13 protein-coding genes are annotated in these 23,062 nt (G+C 67.7%); 11 read left to right on the top strand and 2 right to left on the bottom strand.

What is annotated here, in order from left to right; genetic code table 11:
• Positions 1 to 11 precede the first annotated feature (11 nt).
• From AB0L82_RS04220 to AB0L82_RS04195, 6 genes are all read left to right on the top strand, one after another.
• Entirely contained in the window at positions 12 to 695 is a 684-nt protein-coding gene (locus AB0L82_RS04220; RefSeq protein WP_364630767.1) for a phosphonatase-like hydrolase, read from the top strand.
• A 128-nt stretch (positions 696 to 823) separates the two neighbouring features.
• On the top strand, positions 824 to 1,861 hold the full coding sequence (locus AB0L82_RS04215) for a 2-aminoethylphosphonate ABC transporter substrate-binding protein (protein ID WP_364632762.1): 1,038 nt from the start codon (positions 824 to 826) through the stop codon (positions 1,859 to 1,861).
• A 25-nt stretch (positions 1,862 to 1,886) separates the two neighbouring features.
• Complete coding sequence (locus AB0L82_RS04210) at positions 1,887 to 3,071, top strand: ABC transporter ATP-binding protein (protein ID WP_364630764.1); 1,185 nt, start codon at positions 1,887 to 1,889, stop codon at positions 3,069 to 3,071.
• Positions 3,068 to 3,247 carry a hypothetical protein gene (locus tag AB0L82_RS04205; RefSeq protein WP_364630761.1) on the top strand — a complete coding sequence of 60 codons (180 nt, stop codon included), beginning with the start codon at positions 3,068 to 3,070 and terminating at the stop codon, positions 3,245 to 3,247. The genes AB0L82_RS04210 and AB0L82_RS04205 overlap by 4 nt, the downstream gene beginning before the upstream one ends.
• Positions 3,244 to 4,140, top strand: a complete 897-nt coding sequence (locus tag AB0L82_RS04200; protein ID WP_364630758.1) for a 2-aminoethylphosphonate ABC transporter permease subunit — start codon at positions 3,244 to 3,246, stop codon at positions 4,138 to 4,140. Before AB0L82_RS04205 ends, AB0L82_RS04200 begins: the two co-directional genes overlap by 4 nt.
• A gap of 3 nt (positions 4,141 to 4,143) precedes the next feature.
• Positions 4,144 to 4,941 (top strand): ABC transporter permease subunit, encoded by a 798-nt coding sequence (locus tag AB0L82_RS04195; RefSeq protein ID WP_364630755.1) that lies wholly within the window; start codon positions 4,144 to 4,146, stop codon positions 4,939 to 4,941.
• 87 nt (positions 4,942 to 5,028) lie between these two features.
• Here AB0L82_RS04195 and AB0L82_RS04190 read toward each other — a convergent pair whose 3' ends face one another.
• On the bottom strand, positions 5,029 to 5,391 hold the full coding sequence (locus tag AB0L82_RS04190) for a hypothetical protein (RefSeq protein WP_364630752.1): 363 nt from the start codon (positions 5,389 to 5,391) through the stop codon (positions 5,029 to 5,031).
• Between the two features lie 328 nt (positions 5,392 to 5,719).
• On the bottom strand, positions 5,720 to 6,163 hold the full coding sequence (locus tag AB0L82_RS04185; RefSeq protein WP_364630749.1) for a DUF4254 domain-containing protein: 444 nt from the start codon (positions 6,161 to 6,163) through the stop codon (positions 5,720 to 5,722).
• Positions 6,164 to 6,342: 179 nt separating this feature from the next.
• Between AB0L82_RS04185 and AB0L82_RS04180 the strand changes: the two genes are divergently transcribed.
• The 5 genes from AB0L82_RS04180 (at position 6,343) to AB0L82_RS04160 (ending at position 23,061) form a co-directional block, all read left to right on the top strand.
• Positions 6,343 to 7,206 (top strand): helix-turn-helix transcriptional regulator, encoded by an 864-nt coding sequence (locus AB0L82_RS04180; protein WP_364630746.1) that lies wholly within the window; start codon positions 6,343 to 6,345, stop codon positions 7,204 to 7,206.
• A gap of 149 nt (positions 7,207 to 7,355) precedes the next feature.
• The gene (locus AB0L82_RS04175) at positions 7,356 to 7,820 is read left to right on the top strand and encodes an AMP-binding protein (RefSeq protein ID WP_364630743.1); all 465 of its coding nucleotides are present in this window, start codon (positions 7,356 to 7,358) and stop codon (positions 7,818 to 7,820) included.
• Between the two features lie 63 nt (positions 7,821 to 7,883).
• Positions 7,884 to 21,236: an amino acid adenylation domain-containing protein gene (locus tag AB0L82_RS04170; RefSeq protein WP_364630739.1), complete on the top strand. Its 13,353-nt coding sequence runs from the start codon at positions 7,884 to 7,886 to the stop codon at positions 21,234 to 21,236.
• Positions 21,233 to 22,231, top strand: a complete 999-nt coding sequence (locus tag AB0L82_RS04165; protein WP_364630736.1) for an ATP-binding cassette domain-containing protein — start codon at positions 21,233 to 21,235, stop codon at positions 22,229 to 22,231. Before AB0L82_RS04170 ends, AB0L82_RS04165 begins: the two co-directional genes overlap by 4 nt.
• The gene (locus AB0L82_RS04160) at positions 22,228 to 23,061 is read left to right on the top strand and encodes an antibiotic transporter (protein ID WP_364630733.1); all 834 of its coding nucleotides are present in this window, start codon (positions 22,228 to 22,230) and stop codon (positions 23,059 to 23,061) included. The genes AB0L82_RS04165 and AB0L82_RS04160 overlap by 4 nt, the downstream gene beginning before the upstream one ends.
• Position 23,062: the final 1 nt, after the last annotated feature.

Raw genomic sequence — 23,062 nt, 5'->3', positions numbered from 1 at the left:
AAGGAAAACAGTTGTCCTACAAGCAGATCGATCTCGCGGTACTGGATATGGCCGGTACCACCGTCGCCGATGACGGGCTGGTGATCCGCGCCTTCGACGTGGCCGCCACCAGCGCGGGCATCCCGGAGCAGGGCCCCGAACGCGAGGCCGCCCGGCAGTACGTGATCGACACCATGGGCCAGTCCAAGATCGTCGTCTTCCGCGCGCTGCTCGGTGACGAGGACCGGGCCCAGCAGGCCAATACCGCCTTCGAGGCCGCCTACGCCGAATTCGCCGATGCCGGTGTCACACCGATTCCCGGTGCGGAGGAGGCGATTTCGGCGCTGCGCAAGGCCGGTATCAAGGTGGCGCTGACCACCGGCTTCAGCCGCCAGACCCAGGACAAGCTGCTGAACGCGCTGGGCTGGAACGATATCGCCGATCTCACCCTGGCTCCGTCCGATGCCGGACGCGGCCGCCCCTACCCCGACATGGTGCTGACCGCGCTGCTGCGCCTGGGCATCGACGCCGTGGATCGCGTTGCGGTACTGGGCGATACGTCCAGCGATATCGGCACCGGGCTGGCCGCGGGCGCGCGCATCGTCGCGGGCACGCTGACCGGCGCGCATAACGAGGAACAGCTGCGCGCCGCGGGCGCGACGCATGTGGTGCCGTCGGTGGTCGACTTCGCCGCACTGCTGCTCACCAAGGGCTGATCCCCAGGATTCCGCCGCATCCATGAGGGGGCGGCGGGTACACCCCCCGTCCCTTCGACTCGACACCTCCCCACGAACTGAAAGTTGCAGTCACCGTGCGTAATAAGAACAACCGCCTCGCACGCACCATCGCCCGTACCGCTCTCATTCTCACCTCCGCCACCGCGGTCGCGTTCAGCCTCACCGCCTGCGGCGGCACCGGCAGCGATTCGAGCGACGGCAAGACCGTCACCGTCTACTCCGCCGACGGCGTCGGCGACTGGTACAAGACCCAGTTCGCGAAGTTCAAGGACCAGACCGGTATTTCGGTGAACCTGGTCGAGGCCGGCTCCGGCGAGGTCGTGAACCGCGTGGAGAAGGAACAGTCCAACCCGCAGGCCGATGTCATCGTGACGCTGCCGCCGTTCATGCAGAAGGCCGCCAAGTCGAATCTGTTGCAGGCCAGCGGCGTGGATCTGGGCGCGTTCCCGGCCAGCGAGAAGGACGCGGCGGGCAATTGGGTGAGCCTGGCGGGCAACTACCTCTGCTTCATCGCCAACCCGACCGTCGAGGCCGCCAAGGTGACCTGGGACGATCTACTGAAGCCCGAGTACAAGGGCAAGATCCAGTACTCCACCCCCGGCCAGGCCGGTGACGGCACCGCGGTGCTGATCCTGCTGCAACAGCTCTACGGCAAGCAGGGCGCGCTGGACTACCTCGCCAAGTTGCAGGCCAACAATGTCGGCCCGTCCTCCTCCACCGGCAAGCTCCAGGCCAAGGTCGACAAGGGCGAGATCCTCGTCGCCAACGGCGATATCCAGATGAACCTGGCGACCATCAAGGACAAGGGCTCCAAGTTCAACGTCTTCTTCCCGGCCGCCGCCGACGGTAAGCAGTCCACCGTGGCACTGCCCTACCTGATGGGCCTGGCCAAGGGCGCGCCGCATTCGGACGCCGGTAAGAAGCTGATGACCTACCTGCTCTCGGCCGATGTGCAGAAGACCCTGACCGATGCCAATGCCGTCTCGGCGCGCACCGATCTCAAGGACGCTCCGGCGCCCACCGGCAACACCGTGTCCCCGGCAGCGCTGGTGCGCAATGTCGATGTGGTGCACCCGGATTGGAACGCGGTGCTCGATTCGCTCGACACCGATGTCGCCGCGTACACGAAGGCCACCGGCAGCTAATCGCCCGACCACAGGAGCAGCAACCATGTCCTCCGCGTTGACGACATCCACGGCCACCGGCACCGAGGCCGTCGAACCGGCCATCGTGTTCGACCGGGTCGGTGTCACCTACGGCAATCGCCGTAAAAGCACTGTCGCACTGGCCGATTTCAATCTGCGCGTCGCCGCGGGGGAAACGGTTGCGCTGCTCGGACCCAGCGGTTCCGGCAAGTCCACCGCGCTCAAGGCCCTGGCCGGATTCGTCCGGCCGACCTCGGGCACGGTGCGACTGGCCGGGCGCGACGTCACCAACCTCTCCCCCGCCAAGCGCGGTATCGGGGTGGTGGTGCAGTCCTACGCCCTCTTCCCGCATATGCGGGTGCACGACAATGTGGCCTTCGGGCTCAAGGCACATCAGGTGCCGCGCAATGAGATCGGCACCCGCGTGACCGAGGCGCTGGAGATGGTCGGCATGGGTTCCTATGCCAAGCGGCTCCCGCGCGAACTCTCCGGCGGTCAGCAGCAACGCGTGGCCATCGCCCGCGCGCTGGCCATCCGGCCCCGGGTGCTGCTGCTCGACGAACCCCTCGCCGCCCTGGACGCGCAGCTGCGCCAGTCCATGCTCGGCGAGCTGCAACAGCTGCGAAAGGCGTTGCCGGACACGGCGATGCTGTACGTGACCCACGATCAGGCCGAAGCGCTGGCGCTGGCGGACCGCATCGCGGTGATGCGCGATGCGCGGCTGGTCGATATAGATACCGCGCACAATCTGTGGCAGCAGCCCGCCACCGATTTCACCGCGTCCTTCCTGGGCGGCGCGAACCTGTTGCCCAGCACCGTGAAACACGTCTCCGGCACCGCGGCGCTGGTGACCGTGGGTGAGCACACGCTGCGCGCGGAGGCCCCGCGCCCCGGTGTCGGCCGCCCCGACTGGGCCCCCGACGCCGACGCCATGCTGTGCGTGCGCCCGCACACCGTGCGCATCGTGCCGCTCACCGAACGAGATGCGCTGCGCGGCACCGTCGTCACCGCGGTCTGGAAGGGCGCGGCCACCCGCCTGCACCTGACTGTGCCCGGTATCCCGGTCGAGTTCACCGCCGACGTCCCCGGCCACACCGAACTCGCCGCCGGTGACAACGTGGGCGTCAAATTCCCCGATCCGGCCGGCGTCCTCATCCCGCCCGCCATCGGAAACGCCTCCGCCGCCGCCGATTCCGAGGTGCGCGCATGAACCCCCTGCCGAAACGCCGCCCCCGCCACCTCGACCAGATCACCGGACTGCCGACCGCGGAACCGGTGAACCGGGTGGCGGACCGCCGGGCCTCGGTCACACGCCCCGAAGGGGTGGGCGTGTGGTCGAGGTTGTCCGGCGGGATCGCCGCTGCGCGGGAGCGGGGGCAGCGATGACCGCGGTGATCGAATCTCCCTCGGCGGCAACCGCTCCCGAGGAGCTCGCGCCGAAGCGGTCGTGGAAACCGGTGCTGTGGACGCTGCCGCCGGTGCTGGTGGTGCTCGGGATCGCGGTGTATCCGATCGTGCGGGTGCTGCTGGAGTCCACCAAGACCAAGGCGGGTGGGCGCGGGACGGCGACCTGGAGCAGTGTGCTGGCCGAGGAGTCGGTGCGAAAGGCGCTGTGGCGCACGGTGACCATTGCCGTCGGGTCGACGGCGGGTTGTCTGGTGCTGGGGACGTTCCTGGCGATTGTGCTGGCGTTCATACCGTTTCCCGGATCGCAGCTGGTCGGGCGGCTCATCGATACCGTGCTGACGCTGCCGTCGTTCCTGGTGACCCTGGCCTTCACCTTCCTGTACGGCACGGCGGGGGCGGTCAACGCGCTGATCGGAAACCTCACCGGCAGTACCGAACCCGCGATCAACTTCCTGTCCACGCCGTGGGGCATCATCTTCGCGGAGATCACCTTCTTCACCCCGTTCGTGGTGCGGCCGCTGCTGGCGGCGTTCGCGCAGCTGCCGCGTGAGCAGTTGGATGTGGCGTCCAGCCTGGGTGCGACCCCGTGGCGGGTGCTGCGCCAGGTGGTGCTGCCGGAGGCGTGGCCCGCGCTCGCGGCGGGCGGCAGTCTCGTACTGCTGTTGACGCTCAACGAATTCGGCATCGTGCTGTTCACCGGGGCCAAGGGTGTGATCACCCTGCCCGCGCTGATCTACACGCGCGGCATCGTCACCTTCGATCTGCCGGGCGCGGCGGTGCTGGCCTCGGTGCAGGTACTGCTGTCACTGAGCCTGTACCTCGGCTATCGCCTGCTGTTCGCCCGTCTCACCAGCGCCCGGAAGGAGAGCTGAGCCATGCTGGTATGGACTCGACGCGGCCGCCTGCTGGTGCTGGCGTTCTTCGCGGTCGTCGTCACCGTGGTCTTCGTGGCCCCGATCGCGACCGTGGTCGCCGCCGCTCTGGCCGGACACTGGAGCGGCCCGCTCCCCTCGGACCTGGGCTTCGCCAATTTCGATCATGTGCTCTCCGGCGAGGAATCGGCCAGTCTCTCGGTCAGCCTGCAAACCGCGCTGCTGGCCGGACTCATCTCATTGATCCTGGGCACCTGGGCGGCGCTGGCCTCGCGTGAGGCTCCGCAATGGTTGCGGCGCATCACCGACGCGGTCTTCCATGTCCCGGTCGCGGTCCCCTCGGTGGCCATCGGCTTGGGCGTGCTGATCGCCTTCAACGAGAAGCCGCTGCTGCTCGGCGGCACCAAATGGATTGTGATCCTGGCCCATACGGTGCTGGTGCTGGCCTACGCCTTCAGCGGCGTCTCGGCCGCGCTGGATCGCCTGGACCCGGGCTATCAGCAGGCCGCCGAATCTCTGGGCGCGGGCCCGGTGCGCGTGCTGACCCGAATCACGTTGCCGCTCCTGCTGCCCGCGCTCGGCGCGGCGGCGGGCCTGGCCATCGCCCTGTCCATGGGTGAGCTCGGCGCGACCATCATGGTCTACCCGGCGACGTGGAAGACGTTGCCCGTCAGCATCTTCGCCGCCACCGACCGCGGTGAGGTCTTCGACGCGGCCGCCAGCACCACGCTGCTGGTGCTGGTCACCTTGATCGCCCTGATCATCCTGGGCCGTTTGAAGGGCCGGGCCGCGCTGCGCTGAGGCGGACGATCGGGAACAGCCAGTAGGGCCGGCACCTTGGCAGTGGTGCCGGCCCAACTGTTCTCCGGTGAGGGATCGGTCCCGGAGTCAGAGGCCCGCGCGGGCGGATAGCAGTGCGCGGGAATGGGTTTCGTCGGTGTCCAGGATGAGCCCGGCGGCCAGCAGGTAGGCGGCCGCCATGCGCAGGGCGCACCCCTGGAGGGTGGTGAGGGTCGCGGTGAGTTCGGCGGCCTTGGATTCGAAGCCACGGCGTAGCTGCCGAGCCGAATCGAAGCCGCCGAACCCGCCGAGAGCCTGGATGCGGGCGGACTGCTCGACCTGTGGATCGAGCAGGTCCGCGAAGCGCAGGAAGTGCGCGGCGCACTCGCGTGCGACCGCGGGATCCAGCTGGAATACGCCGCCCCGCGCTTGCTCATAGAGCGCGGTGGCGCTGTACTCACCGGTATTCATGACAGCACTCCGTCCACTGGGATGTGAAATGCCGTATTTCACTCACAATTTCGCGAATGACATATCAAGAGAAATGCGGAACGAATACCAAAAACAAACCGAAGCGTTTGTACAACAACGCATGTGCGCAACACCGTATAGCGGGCGTGCCGCGCCAGTCGACCACGCGGCACGCCGGGCGGGGCGCCCCGTTGCGCCCGCCGTTCTCAAGGCGGGCGACGTCTTGCGGCTCGAGCGAGCTACTGGTCGGATAGCACTGCTCGGTTGACGTCACCGCCGGCGGCAATGCTTCCGGGCCGATGCATCAATTGTGTCAATGCATTTGGAATCATTGTTCCGGTAAACGGCGGCGGCCGCCGGCCACATCGATTACGAGATCAGTGTAGCCGTCGACGAGTTCGGCCAGGTGGTACCAGTGTTTATGGGTGTTATCGCTGGCCGCGCCCTCATGGTCGATGACCTGGTTGGCTTCCACCCAGCTCATGGCCATGCGGTCGACCACCGCACCCAGACTTTCGGTGTGCAACAGGCTGCCGTTACGGTGCTGCGGCAGTTCCTGTTCCACCCAGTCGTTGATATCGTCAACGAGTTCGCCCCGCCGGCAATCGATCTCGGCGATCAACATGAGATCGCTTATCTCGGCCCGGCGTTCGTGCAGCTCCGCGAGAGCGTGCGCCGAGCGCAGCAGAACTCGATCTTGAAAACGTCTGCCTTGGAAGGCACAGAGCAATTGTGGAGCCGTCGGCAGAACGCCGGCTATCGACATGGTCATCGTGACTCCCCACAAGCACCCGACAACATCACTAATCGCACCAACATGATTGGTCTCCGGATTCAGCTATACCGCTCATCGGATCGGTTCTTCACGAATAGGCTAGCTCGGATCATGCTCTTACAAATGCAAGAACGCAATACTGCGTTCGGGCAAGTGCGACAAGGGAAAGGGTCGTCATGGCAGGCAAGCGAACCGTGCTTACCGTACGTTTGCGCAGGCTCGCGGCGATGCTGCACGAGATGCGCGAAACCGCCGGCCTCAGCAAAGAGGTGGTCAGCGCCAAGACCGGTATCAACGTCACCACGCTCTACCGCATCGAGACCGCACAGGCCCGGCCGCAACGCCGCACGCTGACCGCCATGCTGGAGCTCTACGACATCGCCGAACCGCAGCGTACAGACGCCTTACAGCTGCTGGTGGACGCCCTCAAACCCGGTATGGCCAGGTCATATGAGGACGCGGTCTCCGAGGTGTACGGCGCCTACATCAACTTCGAGGCCGAGGCGCTCTCGGCCCGGTTCTTCCAGGCCACCTTCGTCCCCGGCCTGTTGCAGACCGAGGCGTACGCGAACGCGGTGTACGAGACCACCATGCCGAAAATCTCCGAACAGGTTCGCGAACAACGGGTTCGGGCTCGCATGGAGCGCTCACAGGTGCTGAACAAGCACGATCCGCTGGAGCTGTGGGTGGTGCTGGACGAGGCCGTGATCAAACGTCTGGTGGGCGGTAAGGAGGTGATGCGCGAGCAGTTCGATCAGTTGCTGGACCACACCAACAAGCGCAATGTGATCCTGCAGATCCTGCCCTTCGACGCGGGTGCGCACCCCGGCATGCTCGGCTCCTTCACCCTGCTCGACTTCCCGGACCCCGCCGATCCCGAACTGGTCTACGTGGAGGGCATCGCCAGTGACGAGTTGATCGAGGGCCATCCCGAAGTCCGCCGGTACGGGGTCATGTTCGACCAGTTGCGGGCCATGGCGCTGAGCCCGCGCGACTCCACCATCATGATCGAGCAGGCCATCGAGGATATGGGCAAGTGATCATCCACCCACCCTAGGTGGGTTAAAGGGCACCCCCGGAGCGGAGATCGGCAGCACTGAGGTTGCTGTCCGATCGAACCGAATGCGACGACAGTTGGATACATCCCCAACAGCACCACGTAGCCGCATCTCCGAGAGGATGATTACCGATGTGCAAGCCGGTCGAATCGCCCGTAGCCACCCTCGTTCCCCTGCGTACGAGCGCACAGCCGCTTGCCCCCGAGGCCGATCCGGCCGCCGTCGCCGCGACCGTCGGCGATTGCGCGCTCACCTATGCCGAGCTGGACCGCTGGTCCAATCGGATGGCCCGCATGCTGCTGAACCTGGGCGCTCGTCCGGGTACTCGCGTCGCCATCGCCGGGCTCCCCCAGCTCGAATCCATCGTGGCCCGCGCGGCCATCACCAAGACCGGCGCCACCGCAGTGCCCTTCACCACCGAAATCACCGCCAGCCGTGTGGATTTCGGCATCACCATCAAGGACGAGCGGGATGCCTTCGGCGATACCGCGCGCTGGCTGGTACTGGACGAGCGTTCCACCCTGGTGCAGTACCTGACCGGTTCGGACGCGCCGCTCTCCGCCGCGGAGCTGCATATGGCGCGTATGGCCTCCTGATCCCCCGGCCCGCGAGCGGCCCACCCGCGATCCGTCGAATCACCCGAGCACGCAGGATGTTTCATGGTTTCCAGCTCTGCCACCTCAGCCTTCGCCCTGTCCGCGGCACAACGTGGCATCTGGTTCGCCCAGCAGCTCGCGCGTGACACCCCGATCTCCATCGCCCAGTACGTCGAACTCGCGGGCGCGGTGGATGTGGAACTGCTCGCCGACGCGGCGCGGCAGGCCGGACGCGAATTCGGCACCGGCTATCTGCGCCTGCTCGAAATCGACGAGCTGCCATGGCAACTCGTGGACACCACGCTCGACGACCGCATCCTCACCATCGATCTCAGTGCCGCACCCGATCCGGATGCCGCGGCCCAGACCTGGATGCGCGCGGAGTACACCGCGCCACTGGACCTGACCCGGGACCGGCTGTGCACCGTCGCCATGCTCAAGCTGGCCGAGAACAGGTGGTTCTGGTACTCGCGCTTCCATCACATCCTGCTGGACGGGGTCGGCGCGCTCACCATGCTGCAGCGCACCTCGGAGCTGTACAACACCCGGGTGACCGGGAAGGAAGCGCCCGCGGGCAAGGCCGAACCGCTGCGCACCATCGTCGACGCCGATATCGCCTACCGGAACTCCGATCGCATCGACGCCGACCGGGAGTACTGGAAACAGCATCTGATCGGTATGGCCGAACCGGTCTACCTGGGTAAACACGCGGGCGCGGTGGACGCGCACCCGCGCCTGCTCAGCGGTGCGCTGCCGGATGAGACCGCCGCCCTGCTCGATGCCGTCACCACCGAACTGTCCACCAGTCCGGCCCCCGTCGTGGTGGCCGCCTTCGCCGCGTTCGTCGGCGCCATGACCGGCAGCGGTGAGATCGTGTTGAGCCTGCCGGTCTCCGGCCGCACCACCGCGGCGCTGCGCCGCTCGGGCGGCATGGTCGCCAATGTGGTGCCGCTGCGGCTGCATCCGTCGCCGACCGCCACGGTCGGTGAGCTGGTGCGCGCCACCCAGGGTGAGCTGACCGCCGCCCTGCGCCGGCAGCGGTACCGGCAGGAGGACATCATTCGCGATCTCGGCTGGGCCATGGACGAGATCGCGGGCTTCGGGCCGACGGTGAACCTCATGCTCGCCGATACCCGCATCCGCCTGGGCGGGGTCACCGGGCAGCTGCACGTGCTGACCTCGGGACTCATCGACGATCTGTTCGTCAACGTGTACCCCGGTATCGGCGGCGAGCGCACCCATATCGACTTCCAGGCCAATCCGAACCGCTACGACGAGGCCGTGCTGACCGCACTGCACGCGCGGTTCCTGACCTTCATGCACCGATTCCTGGCGGGCGGGCAGAGCGCACCGCTCGCGGGGGTTGGCACGCTCTCGGAGCAGGAGCGCGCGGAACTCGTTCCGGCACAGGGGCACAAGGGTATCGGCGCGCGCACTCTGCCCGAGATTCTGAGCACCGGCGCACACCTGGATCCGGCGGCCATCGCCATGCGCGCGGACGGTACCGCCTTCACCTATCGCGAGGTCACCGAGTACACCAATCGACTGGCCCGGGTGCTCATCGAAGCGGGCGCGGGACCCGAACGGGCCGTTGCCATCTCGATTCCGCGTTCGGTCGAGTCGGTGCTGGCCATGATCGCGGTCGCGCAGACCGGGGCGGCGTTCGTGCCGATCGATCCGGGCTATCCGGTGGATCGCATCGAGCATATGCTCACCGACAGCGGCGTGGTCGCCGGTGTCACGGTGGGCGCGGTGCGCGGTGCGCTGCCGGATCGGGTGCGCTGGCTGGTGCTCGATGACGAGACGACCGGAAAGCGCATGGCCGCAGCCGATGCCGCGGATATCTCCGATGCCGATCGGCATGCGCCGGTGCGGGTGGATCAGCTCGCCTACATCATCTACACCTCCGGATCGACCGGACTGCCCAAGGGCGTGGGGGTGACCCATCGCGGGCTCGCCAATCTGGCCACCGGCTCCGGGGCAGCCTTCGGGGTGGGCTCGGATGCCGTTATGGCGCACGCTGTTTCGCCGAGTTTCGACATCTCGGTGGAGGAACTGCTCGTCGCGCTCGCGGTCGGGGCCACGGTGGCGGTGGTGCCGCCCGCCGCGTACGCGGGCGAGGAGCTGGCGCGGGTACTGCGCACCCTCGAGGTGACACATCTGAATGTGACTCCGGCCGTGGCGGGTTCGCTCGAACCCGAGACGCTGCCGCGCCTGCGCACCCTGGTGGTGGGCGGTGACGCGTGCCCGCCGGAACTGCCGGTGCGCTGGGCCGGGCGTTCGGTGCTCAATGGGTACGGGCCCACCGAGACCACGGTGACCGCGACCATCAGCTCATCGCTGGTTCCCGGCGCGCCGATCACCATCGGCGTACCCGCACCCGGTGTGCGAGCCGTGGTGCTGGACCCCTGGCTGCGGCCGGTGCCGCCCGGGGTGACCGGTGAGCTGTATCTGAGCGGGCCGGGGGTGGCGCGCGGGTATCACCAGCGCATCGCCTTCACCGCGGAGCGCTTCGTCGCGGATCCGTACGCGCCCGGTGAGCGCATGTATCGCACCGGGGATCTGGTGCGCTGGCGGCGGCGCAACGGCCGCCACGAACTGGAGTACGCCGGGCGCGGTGACACCCAGGTGAAGGTGCGCGGATTCCGCATCGAACTGGGTGAGGTCGATGCCGCGGTGGCGCGGCACGCCGGGGTGGAATCGGTGGTGACCGTGGGGGCGAGCACGCCCGGCGGGGCCACCGCGCTGGTGTCGTACGTGCTGGCGGCACCCGATGTTCCGGTCGATCCGGAGGCCGTGAAAGCCACGGTGGCACATCATCTTCCGGCGCATATGGTGCCGTCGGTGGTGATGGTGCTCGATACCTTCCCGCTCACCCCGGCGGGCAAGGTGGATCGGAAAGCGCTGCCGCAACCGGAGTTCGGGGCGCGCACCCGCACCGGGCGGGCACCGGAGGGTGAGCGGGAACTGAAGCTGGCCGCCATCTTCGCCGAGGTGCTCGGTACGGCCGATATCGGCGCGGATGACAATTTCTTCGCGCTCGGCGGCGACAGCATAATCGCGATTCAGCTGGTGGCGCGGGCCAAGACGGCCGGGCTGGCGTTGCGGGCGCGGGATGTGTTCGAGCACAAGACCATTGCCGGACTGGCGCTGGCCGCCACCGAGGTGACCGCACCGGTGGTGCTGGAGTTGCCGGGCGGTGGTGTCGGCCGGGTGCCGTTGACGCCGATCGTGTACGACATGCTCACGCACGGCGAACACTGGCGGCGTTACGCGCAGGCGGTGCTGATCGGATTGCCGAGTGGGATGGAGCGGGCACAGCTCATTCCGGCCGTACAGGCGCTGCTCGACCGGCACGATCTGCTGCGCAGCACATTGCGGCGGACCATGACGGCGAGCCCCGCGACCGATGCGCCGGAGCCCGCGGAGGCCGGGGACGCGGCGCGAACGACACAGCCCGGGGACGCCTGGGAGTGGATCGTCGGCGAGCGCGGATCGGTGCGGGCCGAGGCGCTCATCGATGTGGCGGCCGCGCCCACCGGGCGCGAGGGCGCGGCCGAGCTGGAGCATGCGGCCGATCTGCTCGACCCGACCGCGGGGGTGATGGCGCGCTTCGTGCTCATCGAACGCCCCGATGCCGATCCACTGCTGTGGATCGTGCTGCATCACCTCGTCAGCGATGGCGTCACGTGGCGAATCCTGCTGCCGGACTTGGCGACCGCCTGTGCCGGACTGGAACTGCAGCCGGTGGGCACGTCGTTCCGGCGCTGGGCGCACGGACAGCGTGAGCAGGCCGCCGAGCGAACGGCGGAACTGCCGCTGTGGCAGGAGATTCTCCGGACGCCCGATCCGGCGCTGGGCGCGCGGCCGTTCGACGCGGCGGTCGACACCGTGGCCACCATGGAACAGCTGCGGACCGGTATCGATGCCGAAACCTCCGCTGCGGCACTGGAACTGATTCCCGAGCGCTTCCACTGCGGTGTGGACGACGCGCTGCTGACCGCGCTGGCGCTGGCCGCGAGCCGGTGGCGCGGGACCGATCGCACCCTGCTCACCCTCGAAGGCCACGGCCGCGAGGAGGCGATCCTGCCGGGTGCGGATATCTCGCGCACCATCGGCTGGTTCACCAGCGTCTATCCGGTGGCCCTGGATCTGCGCGGGATCGATATCGACGATGCCTTCCACGGGGGTCCGGCGGCCGGGATCGCGCTCAAGGCCGTCAAGGAGCAGCTGCGCGGCATACCCGACAAGGGTGTCGGCTTCGGCATGCTGCGGTACTTGAATCCCGATACGGCACAGTCGCTTTCGGATGCGACCACACCGCAGCTCAGCTTCAACTACCTGGGCCGCACCGGCGCGGGTGGCGCGGCCGACGCCGATACCCCGTGGCTGCCCAAGTATTTCGACGCCACCAATGACGATGCCGCCCCCATGGCGGCGGTGGTCGATATCAATGCCATGCATACCGATGCCGGGCTGGAGGTGACCTGGGCGTACGCGTCCGAGCTGGTGACCGCGGCGAGCGTGCGCGAATTCGCCGAGCTGTGGGCGGCGGCGCTGGCGGGGCTCACCAGCCATGCGCGGCGTGCGCTCGCGGGCGGGCACACACCGTCGGACTTCGGGCTGGTGCCGGTCACGCAGCCGAATATCGATGCGTGGGAACGGGAATACCCGCGGCTCACCGATGTCTGGCCGCTGTCGCCTTTGCAATACGGGCTGCTGTTCCATGCCCGCTACGACACCGATACCGCCGACGGATACACCGTGCAGACCCAGTTGAGTCTGGCGGGGCGGGTGGACGGCGCGCGCCTGCGCACCGCCGCGCAGAGCCTGCTGGATCGGCACGATGTGCTGCGGGTGGTGTTCACCGAGACCGCGCAGGGGCCACGGCAACTGCTGCTCGACGGCATCGAATTGCCTTGGCAGGAACTGGATCTCACCGATATCGAGGACGCCGGTGAGCGCACCCGCGAGCTGGAGCGGCTGATCGCGGTCGATGCGGGCACCCGCTTCGATCTGGCCCGGCCGCCGCTGCTGCGGTTCAGCCTCATTCGCACCGGGGCCGAGGCGTACACGCTGCTCATGACCAATCACCATCTGGTGCTCGACGGCTGGTCCACGCCGCTGGTGGTGCGCGAACTGCTGGCCGGATATCTGGCCGCGATCACCGGGCAGTCCTTCACCACCGGGCCCGCGCACTCCTATCGGGAATTCCTGGCCTGGCTGGGCGAACAGGATGACGCCGCCTCAATGGCCGCCTGGACCGAGGCGCTGGCGGGCGTGGATTCGCCGACCCGGGCGGTGCCGAGCCTGGCCGGTATCGCCTCCACCGAATCCGGCATGGTGACAATAGATTTCGGTCCCGAACAGCTGTCGCGGCTGGAGGGCACCGTGCGCGCGGCCGGGGCGACGGTGAACACCGCCGTGCAGACCGCGTGGGCGCTCCTGCTGGTCATGCTCACCGGCCGCACCGATGTGGTGTTCGGCGGCACCGTCTCCGGACGGCCGCCGCAACTGTCCGGGGTCGAGGAGATGGTCGGGCTCTTCATCAATACCCTGCCCGTGCGGGTGCGGCTGGATCCCGGTGAGCGCGTGGCGGATCTGCTCGCGCGAGTGCAGGACGAACAGACGCGACTGCTCGATCATCAGCATGTCGGGCTGGCGGCCATTCACCAGGCGGTGGGGCTGCCCGAACTGTTCGACACCCTCACCGTATTCGAGTCGTATCCGATCGACCGCGAAACCCTCTCGCAGGCAATGGATATCGCCGGAATGCGGATTCTGGATGTGTCCGGTACCGATGCGACGCCGTATCCGCTGAACCTCATGGTGATTCCGCAGCGCGCGGCCGACGGAGCCGAAAGCCTGCAGATCACCGTGAAATTCATGGCCGATCAGCTGTCCGAGGCCGAGGCGCGGCGACTGCTGGATCGATTCGGCTATCTGCTCGACCAGATCGCCTTCGCACCGCAGCGCCGCGTGGCACAGCTGCAGCACTGCGAGCCCGCCGAACGCCGGCAGCTGCTGCCGGTGCGCGGCGGTGATCCGGTGCCCATGCGCACGCTGCCCGAAATCCTCGGTGCGGGAGCGCGTGTCAATCCGGACGGTATCGCCATCAGTTCCGGCACGCTCACCATGACCTATCGCGATCTCGACGCCTGGTCCAATCGCTTCGCCCGGGTGCTGCTGCGGCGCGGGGTCGGGCGCGAGGTCTTCGTGGTGCTCGCGCTGACCCGCTCGGTGGAATCCATTGTGGCGGTATGGGCACTGGCCAAGACCGGCGCGGCGTTCCTGCCGCTGGATCCGAACTATCCGGTGGAGCGGATCGAGCACATCATCAGCGATTCGCGCGCGCCCATCGGGGTGACGGTGTGCGCGGTCGGTGAGACGCTGCCGGGCAGTATCGACTGGCTGCTGCTCGATGATCTCAACACCATCCGCCGGGTCATGACGGTATCGGACGCACCGATCACCGATGCCGAACGCGGCGGGCCGATCGACCTGAATCAGGTTGCGTACCTTATCTATACGTCCGGGTCGACCGGTAAGCCGAAGGCGGTGCTGCTCAGTCATCGCGGACTGGCGAATCTGGCGTCCTCGCAGGAGACCTTTCTCGAACTCAATGAGGAGTGCAGTCCACTCCAGGTGGCCTCGCCCAGCTTCGACGCCTCGGTGCACGAGATGTTCATGGCGCACGCCATGGGCGGGCGGCTGGTGGTCTCACCGCCGGATGTGTACGGCGGCAATGAACTCGAAGAACTGATGCGGACGCAGGGGGTGACGCACGCCGTCATCACACCGTCGGTGCTGGCCACCATGAATCCGGCCGGGCTCACCGAATTGCGGAGTCTAACCGTCGCCGGTGAGGCGTCCGGACCGGAACTGGTCGCCGACTGGTCCCCGGGGCGGCGCATGGTGAACCTTTACGGCCCAACGGAATTCAGCATCTGGGCGACCGGCCCGGGTGAGTTGCGGCCCGGTGAGCCCATCACCATCGGCGCACCCATTCGCGGTGCGGCGGCCATGGTGCTGGACACCTGGCTGCGGCCGGTGCCCGTCGGGGTCACCGGTGAGCTGTACCTGGCCGGACCGGCGCTGGCGCGCGGCTACTTCAACCGATTCGGGCTGACCGCGGCACGATTCGTCACCAACCCGTACGGTGCGCCCGGCACCCGCATGTACCGCACCGGCGACATGGTCCGCTGGGTGGAGATGAAGCATGACGGGGAGACCCGCCTGGAGCTGGAATACCAGGGGCGCAGCGACTTCCAGGTCAAGATTCGCGGTCTGCGTATCGAACTCGGCGAGATCGACGCCGTACTCAGTGCCGATGATCAGGTGGAATACGCGGCGACACTGGGCTGCCCGGGACCCGCGGGTCAGACCGTGCTGGTCTCGTATGTGGTCGGGCTGGCGGGGCGCACCCTCGATACCGAGGAACTCCGCACCCGGGTGGCGGCGGCACTGCCCGGATATATGGTGCCGAGCTACATCATCGAACTCGATGACGTCCCGCTCACCCCGGTCGGCAAGCTGGACCGAACCGCTTTGCCCGCACCGGATTTCAGCAGCCTGCAAGAGCGCTATCTGGCCCCGCGCACAGCGGTGGAAACCGCTGTGGCCGAGGTCTTCGCCGAAGTGCTCGGCATGGACAAGGTCAGTATCGACCGCTCCTTCTTCGAACTCGGCGGCAACTCGCTCAGCGCGACGCGGGTGATCGCGCGGATCAACTCCGCGCTGGGCGCGACCGTGGCGCTGCGCGATCTGTTCGACGCCCCCACCGCGGCCCAGCTCGCGGCCCGCGTCGTACCCGCCGGTGAGGGTTTCGGCCGGCCCATGCTCGCGGCTCGCATTCGACCCGACCGGATTCCGCTCTCCCCCGCACAGCAGCGCATGTGGGTGATGAATCGCCTCGACCCGACCTCGGCGGCGTACAATATCTCGGTCGCGCTGCGCTTGACCGGCGAACTCGAGGTGGACGCGCTGCGGCAGGCGGTCATCGACGTGGTGACTCGGCACGAAACCCTGCGCACCATCTACCCGGCCGATGCCGACGGTCCACGTCAGGTGGTGGTCGGAATCGATTCCGCCACACCCGATCTGACCGTCGTCGAGACCTCGGACGGCGCGCAGCTCGCCGAGCGGATCGCCGAGGTCACCGGCACCGGGTTCGACCTGACGCGAGAAGCTCCGCTCCGCGTCGGGCTGTTCCATGTCACCGATGCCGCCGCGCCCGAGTCCGAGACGTCGGAGGTTGGCGCGGCTCCCGCTCCGAATGCTCCGAAGGCAGACGCGCACCACGGATCCGGCGATACCTACGTCGTGGCACTGGTGGTGCATCACGTCAGCGCGGACGGCACCTCGATGGCTCCGCTGGCCACCGATCTGATGGCGGCGTATCTCGCGCGGGTCAGCGGGGCGAGCCAGGCGCTGCCGCCGCTGCGGGTGCAGTACGCGGATTACTCACTGTGGCAGCGGGAGCTGCTCGGTGATGAACAGGACGCGGAATCGACCGCCGCACAGCAGATTCGATTCTGGAGCGAACGTCTCGCGGCCACGCCGGATGTGCTGGAGCTGCCCACCGATCGGCCGCGCCCGGCGGCGCAGACCATGCGCAGTGCGGATCTGCCGTTCATCGTGCGACCCGAAACGCACAGCGCTCTCACCGCTTTGGCCACCGAGAACGAATCCAGCCTGTTCATGGTGGTGCACGCCGCGCTCGCGGTGCTGCTGTCCCGACTGGCGGGAACATCGGATGTGCTGATCGGCACCGCCGTGGCGGGGCGCGGTGATGCCGCGCTCGACGATCTGGTCGGCATGTTCGTGAACACCCTGGCACTGCGAACTCCGGTCGATCCGGGCCTCGGATTCCGTGAATTCCTCGCCGCCGTGCGGACTTCGGACCTCGATGCCTTCGCGAATGCCGATGTGCCGTTCGAGCGGCTGGTGCAGGTGCTCGACCCGCCGCGCTCGACCGCGCACCATCCGCTGTTCCAGGTATCGCTGTCGCTCCAGAACTTCAGTCTGCCCGAGCTGGACTTCCCGGGGCTGCGGGTCACGGTCGAACCCTTCGACCGGGATACCTCGCAGTTCGATCTGACCTTCGATCTGCGCGATCCCCGCGCGGGTTCGACTCCGCAGGGGCTGGAGGGCACGCTCACCTACGCCACCGATCTGTTCGATCGAACCACCGCCGCACAGTTGATCTCACGGTGGGAGCAACTGCTCGAGGCGATTACCGCCGATCCGGATATCCGCATCTCCGATATCGATCTGCTGGGGGCGGGCGAACGCGCCGCACTGGTGCCGCTGCGCGGACCGCGCGGCGGTGCGACCGGCACGCTGGCCGAATTGCTCACCACCGCATCGGCGTTCACTCCGGAGCGGCCCGCCATCGTCGCGGACGGGCGCACCCTCACCTACGGCGAACTGGAGGACGCCGCCGAACAGCTGGCCGCGCGATTGGCCGAGGCCGGGGCGGGCGTGGAAACCGTGGTGGCGCTGGCTATTTCGCGCAGCGCCGAACTCCTGATCGCACTGCTGGCCACCGCCAAGACCGGGGCGGCCTTCCTGCCGATCGATCCGCGTCATCCGCTCGATCGCATCGACCACATGCTGACCGATTCCGGAGCCGTACTGGGTCTCACGACGCCCGCACACCGCGCGGTGCTGCCCGATACCGTGTTCTGGCTGACCCTGGACCCCGTGGGCGATCAGGGTGGTGCGGGCGGCTGGGGTGCGTCCGAATCACGCTGGGCCGCCATCGAATCCGGCTGGTATTCCACCGACCGCGAGATCCATCCCGATCATCCGGCCTGGCTCATCTACACCTCCGGCTCGACCGGTACGCCCAAGGGCGTCGCGGTCTCGCATCGCGGGATCGCGGATCTCGTTCGCGCACAGCAGCATATGCTCGGGCTCAACGCGAATTCGCGGGTATTGCAGGTCGCCTCACCGAGTTTCGACGCCTCCGCGTTCGAGGCGCTCATGGCCTTCGGTTCCGGCGGCACCGCGGTGGTCGCGCCACCCGATGTATTCGGCGGTGACGCGCTGGCCGAACTCATTGCCGCACAGCGGGTCACGCACCTGGTGATCACACCGTCGGCGCTGGCCACCATGGACCCGGCGGCGGTGCCGAGTGTGCGGGTGCTCGCGGTCGCGGGTGAGGCCATCGGACCGGATCTGGTGAGCCGGTGGGCGTCGGGCCGCATGCTGGTGAACCTGTACGGCCCGACCGAATTCACCATCTGGGCAACGACGTCCGATCCATTGCGCGCGGATCAGCCGGTCACCATCGGACATCCGATTCGCGGTGCGGCGACCCTGGTACTCGACGACCGGCTGCGCCCGGTGCCGCTCGGTGTGGCCGGTGAGCTGTATCTCGCAGGTCCGGCGCTGGCGCGCGGCTATCACCGGCGGCCCGGACTCACCTCGGCGCGCTTCGTCGCCAATCCCTACGGTGTTCGAGGCGAGCGCATGTATCGCACCGGCGATCTGGTGCGGTGGACCGGTGCGCTGACCGCGCCCCGGCTGGAGTACCTGGGCCGCACCGATTTCCAGGTGAAGGTGCGCGGTCAGCGCATCGAACTCGGTGAGATCGATGCGGTGCTGAACCGCGCCGAGAACGTGGAATTCGCCGTGACACTGGGTGTTCCGGGCCCGGGCGGGGCGACGGCGCTGGCCGCCTACCTGCTGCCCGAACCGGGTGCCACGCTCGATATCGCGGCGGTGCGCGCCCATGCGGCCGATGCGCTACCCGGCTATATGGTCCCGTCGGCCTTCGTGGTGCTGGACGCCATCCCGCTCAACGCGGTCGGCAAACTCGATCGAAAGGCTTTGCCGGAGCCGGTTTTCGAGGCCGAGACCGAATACCGCGCACCCACCACCGCGACCGAGACCGCGCTCGCCGCCATCGTGGCCGAACTGCTCGGCCGCGATCGGGTGGGCGTGCACGATTCGTTCTTCGCCCTGGGCGGCGACAGTATTCTCGCGATCCAGCTGGTGTCCCGGGCACGACTGCACGGACTCGAGCTCACCCCGTTGCAGATCTTCGAACATCGCACGGTGGCGGCCCTGGCCGCGCTCGCCGATGAGGCGGGCGAGACCGTGGTCCTCGAGGAACTGCCCGGCGGCGGTGTCGGTGAATTCCCGCTGACGCCGATCATGCGCTGGATGCTCGAGCGCGGCGGCGACTTCAACCGCTTCGCGCAGACGGCCGTACTGGAGATGCCCGCGGGCATCACCCGCGAACAGGTGGTCGCCACCGTCGGCGCGGTGGTCGATCAGCACGATATGTTGCGCGCCCGCCTGCGCGAGGAGGACGGCGCGTGGTGGCTGGAGACCCGCGAACCCGGTGCGGTCGATGTGGACGCGCTGCTCTACCGGGTGGAATTCGATGCCGCGGGCAGTTCCGAACTGCGCGAGTACGCCCGGACCGAGCTCGATTCGGCCATGAGCCGGCTCGATCCGGCCGCCGGGACACTGCTGCAATTGGTGTGGCTGGACCCGGCCGGACCGACCGGTCGCTCCGGAAGATTGATCCTGGTGGCCCACCACCTCGTAATAGATGGTGTGTCCTGGCGAATTCTGATTCCCGATCTGATCGCCGCCTGGGCTCAGATCTCCGGTGGTGCGGAACCCATGCTCCCCGCCACGGGGACCTCCATGCGCCGATGGGCACACGCCCTGCACGAGGAGGCGTACAGCGATACCCGCGTCGCCGAACTCGCGCACTGGCGTGAACTGGCCGCCACACCCGATCCACTCATCGGCCGCCGCGAACTCGATCCGGGCATCGATCAGGTGCACACCGTGCGCGCGGTCGATGTGGAAGCGGACGCCGAGGTGACCAACGCCCTGCTCACCACGCTCCCCACACTCTTCGGCGGCAGTGTGGAGGACGCGCTGCTGACCACCCTCGCACTCGCCGTCCGGCGCTGGCGCACCCGGTCCGATGAGGAATCGGTACTGCTGCGTATGGAAGGGCACGGCAGGCAGCAGGAGATCATTCCCGGCGCGGATCTGTCCCGCACCATGGGCTGGTTCACCACGCTGTATCCGGTGCGGCTGGATCTGCCCGATATCGATATCGACGATGCCATCGACGGCGGCCCGGCCATGGGCGACGCCATTCGCGCGGTGAAGCATCAGCTGCTGGCGATACCGGACAGGGGCATCGGCTTCGGACAGCTGCGGTACCTCAACCAGGACACCGCGGCCCAACTGCCGCAACGGGTTCCGGGCCGGATCGGCTTCAACTACCTGGGCCGCTACGCCACCGCCGATATCCCGGCCGGATTGGAAGGGCTCGGCTGGCTGCCCACCGAGGAATTCGGCGATCTGCACGCCACCGAACATCCCGAGGTGCCGGTGACCACCGAAATCGAGATCAACGCCGTGGTGTCGGGCGATCGGCTACAGGCCACCTTCACCTATCCCGGCACGCTGCTCACCCGGGCGCGGGTCGCCACCCTGGCCTGGCTGTGGATCGAAGCCCTCACCGCCGCAGCGCGTTTCGCCGAAACACCGGAGGCCAAGATCGCGGCCGAGGCCGAACAGCGCTACCTGGAGGAACAGGCGCTCGCGGCACTGGCTGCCGCACAACCGGATTCGACGCCGGGACTCGGCCTGGACGTGGTGCTGCCCATCCGCCCCGGCGGCGATCAGCCCGCACTGTTCTGCATCCACCCGTCCTCCGGTATCGCCTGGACCTATCTGGGCCTGGCCGAACTGCTGCGGCCCGGACGGCCCATCTACGGTTTGCAGGCCCCCGACCTGTCCGGGGAACCGCACGCCCGCAGCATCGACGATTTCGCCGAGCGCTATGCCCGCGAAATCCGCCGCCTGCAACCCGAAGGCCCGTACCACCTGCTCGGCTGGTCCTTCGGCGGGCTCATCGCGCACGCCGTCGCAGCGAAACTGAAGGCGGCGGGCGCGGAGATCGGGGTGCTCACCCTGCTCGATGCCGACCACACCGATATCGACGGCGACAGCATCGAAAGGCTCACCGCCGGTTCATTCGTCGCCGCCTTCGGCTCGGTCTTCGGCATCACCGATATGCCCGCCGAGGCCACCGCGCAGGAGGCCGCCGATCTCATCCGCGAACGCATGGGCGGGGTTTCGCTGGTCGACGCGCTCACCCTGGAACGCATGGCGGCCTCCTACAACGCCTCCGCCCGCACCCGAACCGGCTATCAACGACCCGTATTCCACGGCGACGCACTGTATTTCAGCGCCACCGCGGAGCAGTCGGACATCTTCGGGCCGACCGGCTGGCGACCCTGGATCACCGGCCGCATCACCAACCACGACATCGAAGTCGGCCACGAGGAGTTGACCGCGCCGCACGCGCTCGCGGAAATCGCCCGGGTCCTGGACGAACACCTTCTCGACGAACACCTGGGAGAGCAACCGTGACCACCACCGACAGCGCGGCCGACGGCGTCATCGTCGAAGGCGTCGAGAAATCCTTCGGAGCCGTGAAAGCATTGCGCGGCATCACCTTCAAGGCCGCACCCGGCGAGGTGCTCGGCATCCTCGGACCCAACGGGGCGGGTAAGACCACCACCGTCAATATCCTGTCCACGCTCATCGCACCCGATGCCGGGCGGGCATCCGTGGCCAGGCACGATGTCACCACCGAGGCCGCCGAGGTGCGCCGCAGCATCATGCTCACCGGCCAATTCGCCGCCCTCGACGACGCGTTGAGCGGATACGAGAACCTGGTCATGTTCGGGCGGCTGATGGGACTGCGCAAACGCGCCGCCCGCGGCCGCGCCGATGAACTCATCTCCGAATTCGATCTCAGCGCCGCCGCCACCCGCCGGGTCGGCACCTACTCCGGCGGTATGCGGCGGCGCATCGATATCGCCTGCGGACTGGTGGTGCGGCCCGAGGTGGTGTTCCTGGACGAACCCACCACCGGACTGGATCCCCGTAGCCGCCAAGGGGTGTGGGATCTGGTCGGCGGCTTCCGCAAACACGGCATCACCACCCTGCTCACCACCCAGTACCTCGAAGAGGCCGACGCGCTCTGCGATCGGATCATCGTCATCGACCACGGCGTCGTCATCGCCAGCGGCACCGCCGATGAACTCAAGGCCCGCACCGGCGGCAGCTACTGCGAGATCGTGCCGCTGCGCATTCAGGAACTGCCCGCCATCGCCGAGGCGCTCGGCGATCTGTTCCCGGACGCCAACCGCGACGCACTGCTCAGCGGTGATGTGGACCGGCTCGCCATCCCCGCCCCCGAAGGCGCGAAAACCCTCGCCGAGGCATTGCGCCGACTCGACAGCGCCGGAATGGAATTGGTGGATATCGCACTGCGCCGCCCCTCGCTGGACGAGGTATTCCTCTCGCTCACCGGACATCTCACCGAGAAGTCCGACACCGATGAACAGGGCCGGTCATGACCGCCGTGGCCGCCAGCCGGGACGCCTGGCTCACCAGCGTCCGCGCCACCCCGGACACGCTACGGCAGTGGTGGGTGCTCACCGTGCGGCTCATCGTGCCCGCCATCACCACCGGTGAGATGATCACCGCGGTGCTCGCGCCGATCACCTTCACCGCCAGCTTCTACATCCCGCTCAATCGCGTAATGACTTTCGCCGGAACGGGATTCAGCAGTTACGCGCAATTCATGGCACCGATCGTCATACTCCAGGCCGCGGCGTTCACCGCCATCTCGGCCGCCTTCCGGGCCGCCACCGATATGGTCTCCGGACTGGACCGGCGCTTCGACGCCATGCCCATGCATCCGCTCATCCCGACCGCGGCGCGCATGTCCGCCAATGCCTTCCGCATGGTGGTGGGCCTGGCCTCGGCACTGGTGAGCATTCATTTCATCGGCTTCCACTTCCACGCGGGCACCGCCAACACCATCGGCTTCCTGGCGTTCGCCATGCTCATCGGCATCGCGTTCAGCCTCGGCGCGGATGTCATCGGCACCGTCACCAAGAGTCCGGAGGCCACCACGCAGATGCTGGTGCTACCGCCGCTGATTCTCGGCATGCTCTCCACCGGACTCGCGCCCGCCACCCAATTCCCGCACTGGGTACAGGCTTTCGTGCGCAATCAGCCGGTCTCGCAATTCGCCTACGGGCTGCGCGCCCTGGGCGGTGACACCCGCGGCAATGCCGGTGCGGTCACCTGGTCGCTGATGACACCGCCGCTGCTGTGGGCCGCGGCCATCATCGTGGTCTCGCTGTACTTCACCGTCCGGCTGAATACGAAGAGGTCGTGAC

Origin of the sequence: Nocardia sp. NPDC052001 (assembly GCF_040680615.1) — a bacterium.
Lineage (GTDB): Bacteria > Actinomycetota > Actinomycetes > Mycobacteriales > Mycobacteriaceae > Nocardia.
This window is presented reverse-complemented; position numbering and strand designations above follow the sequence as displayed.

What these genes read in the sequence shown, in the direction of transcription:
- AB0L82_RS04175 (WP_364630743.1), top strand. Translation starts at nt 7,356, where the DNA reads ATGTGCAAGCCGGTCGAATCGCCCGTAGCCACCCTCGTTCCCCTGCGT.
- AB0L82_RS04205 (WP_364630761.1), top strand. Translation starts at nt 3,068, where the DNA reads ATGAACCCCCTGCCGAAACGCCGCCCCCGCCACCTCGACCAGATCACC.
- AB0L82_RS04190 (WP_364630752.1), bottom strand. Translation starts at nt 5,391, where the DNA reads ATGAATACCGGTGAGTACAGCGCCACCGCGCTCTATGAGCAAGCGCGG.
- AB0L82_RS04195 (WP_364630755.1), top strand. Translation starts at nt 4,144, where the DNA reads ATGCTGGTATGGACTCGACGCGGCCGCCTGCTGGTGCTGGCGTTCTTC.
- AB0L82_RS04210 (WP_364630764.1), top strand. Translation starts at nt 1,887, where the DNA reads ATGTCCTCCGCGTTGACGACATCCACGGCCACCGGCACCGAGGCCGTC.
- AB0L82_RS04185 (WP_364630749.1), bottom strand. Translation starts at nt 6,163, where the DNA reads ATGACCATGTCGATAGCCGGCGTTCTGCCGACGGCTCCACAATTGCTC.
- AB0L82_RS04180 (WP_364630746.1), top strand. Translation starts at nt 6,343, where the DNA reads ATGGCAGGCAAGCGAACCGTGCTTACCGTACGTTTGCGCAGGCTCGCG.
- AB0L82_RS04160 (WP_364630733.1), top strand. Translation starts at nt 22,228, where the DNA reads ATGACCGCCGTGGCCGCCAGCCGGGACGCCTGGCTCACCAGCGTCCGC.
- AB0L82_RS04170 (WP_364630739.1), top strand. Translation starts at nt 7,884, where the DNA reads ATGGTTTCCAGCTCTGCCACCTCAGCCTTCGCCCTGTCCGCGGCACAA.
- AB0L82_RS04200 (WP_364630758.1), top strand. Translation starts at nt 3,244, where the DNA reads ATGACCGCGGTGATCGAATCTCCCTCGGCGGCAACCGCTCCCGAGGAG.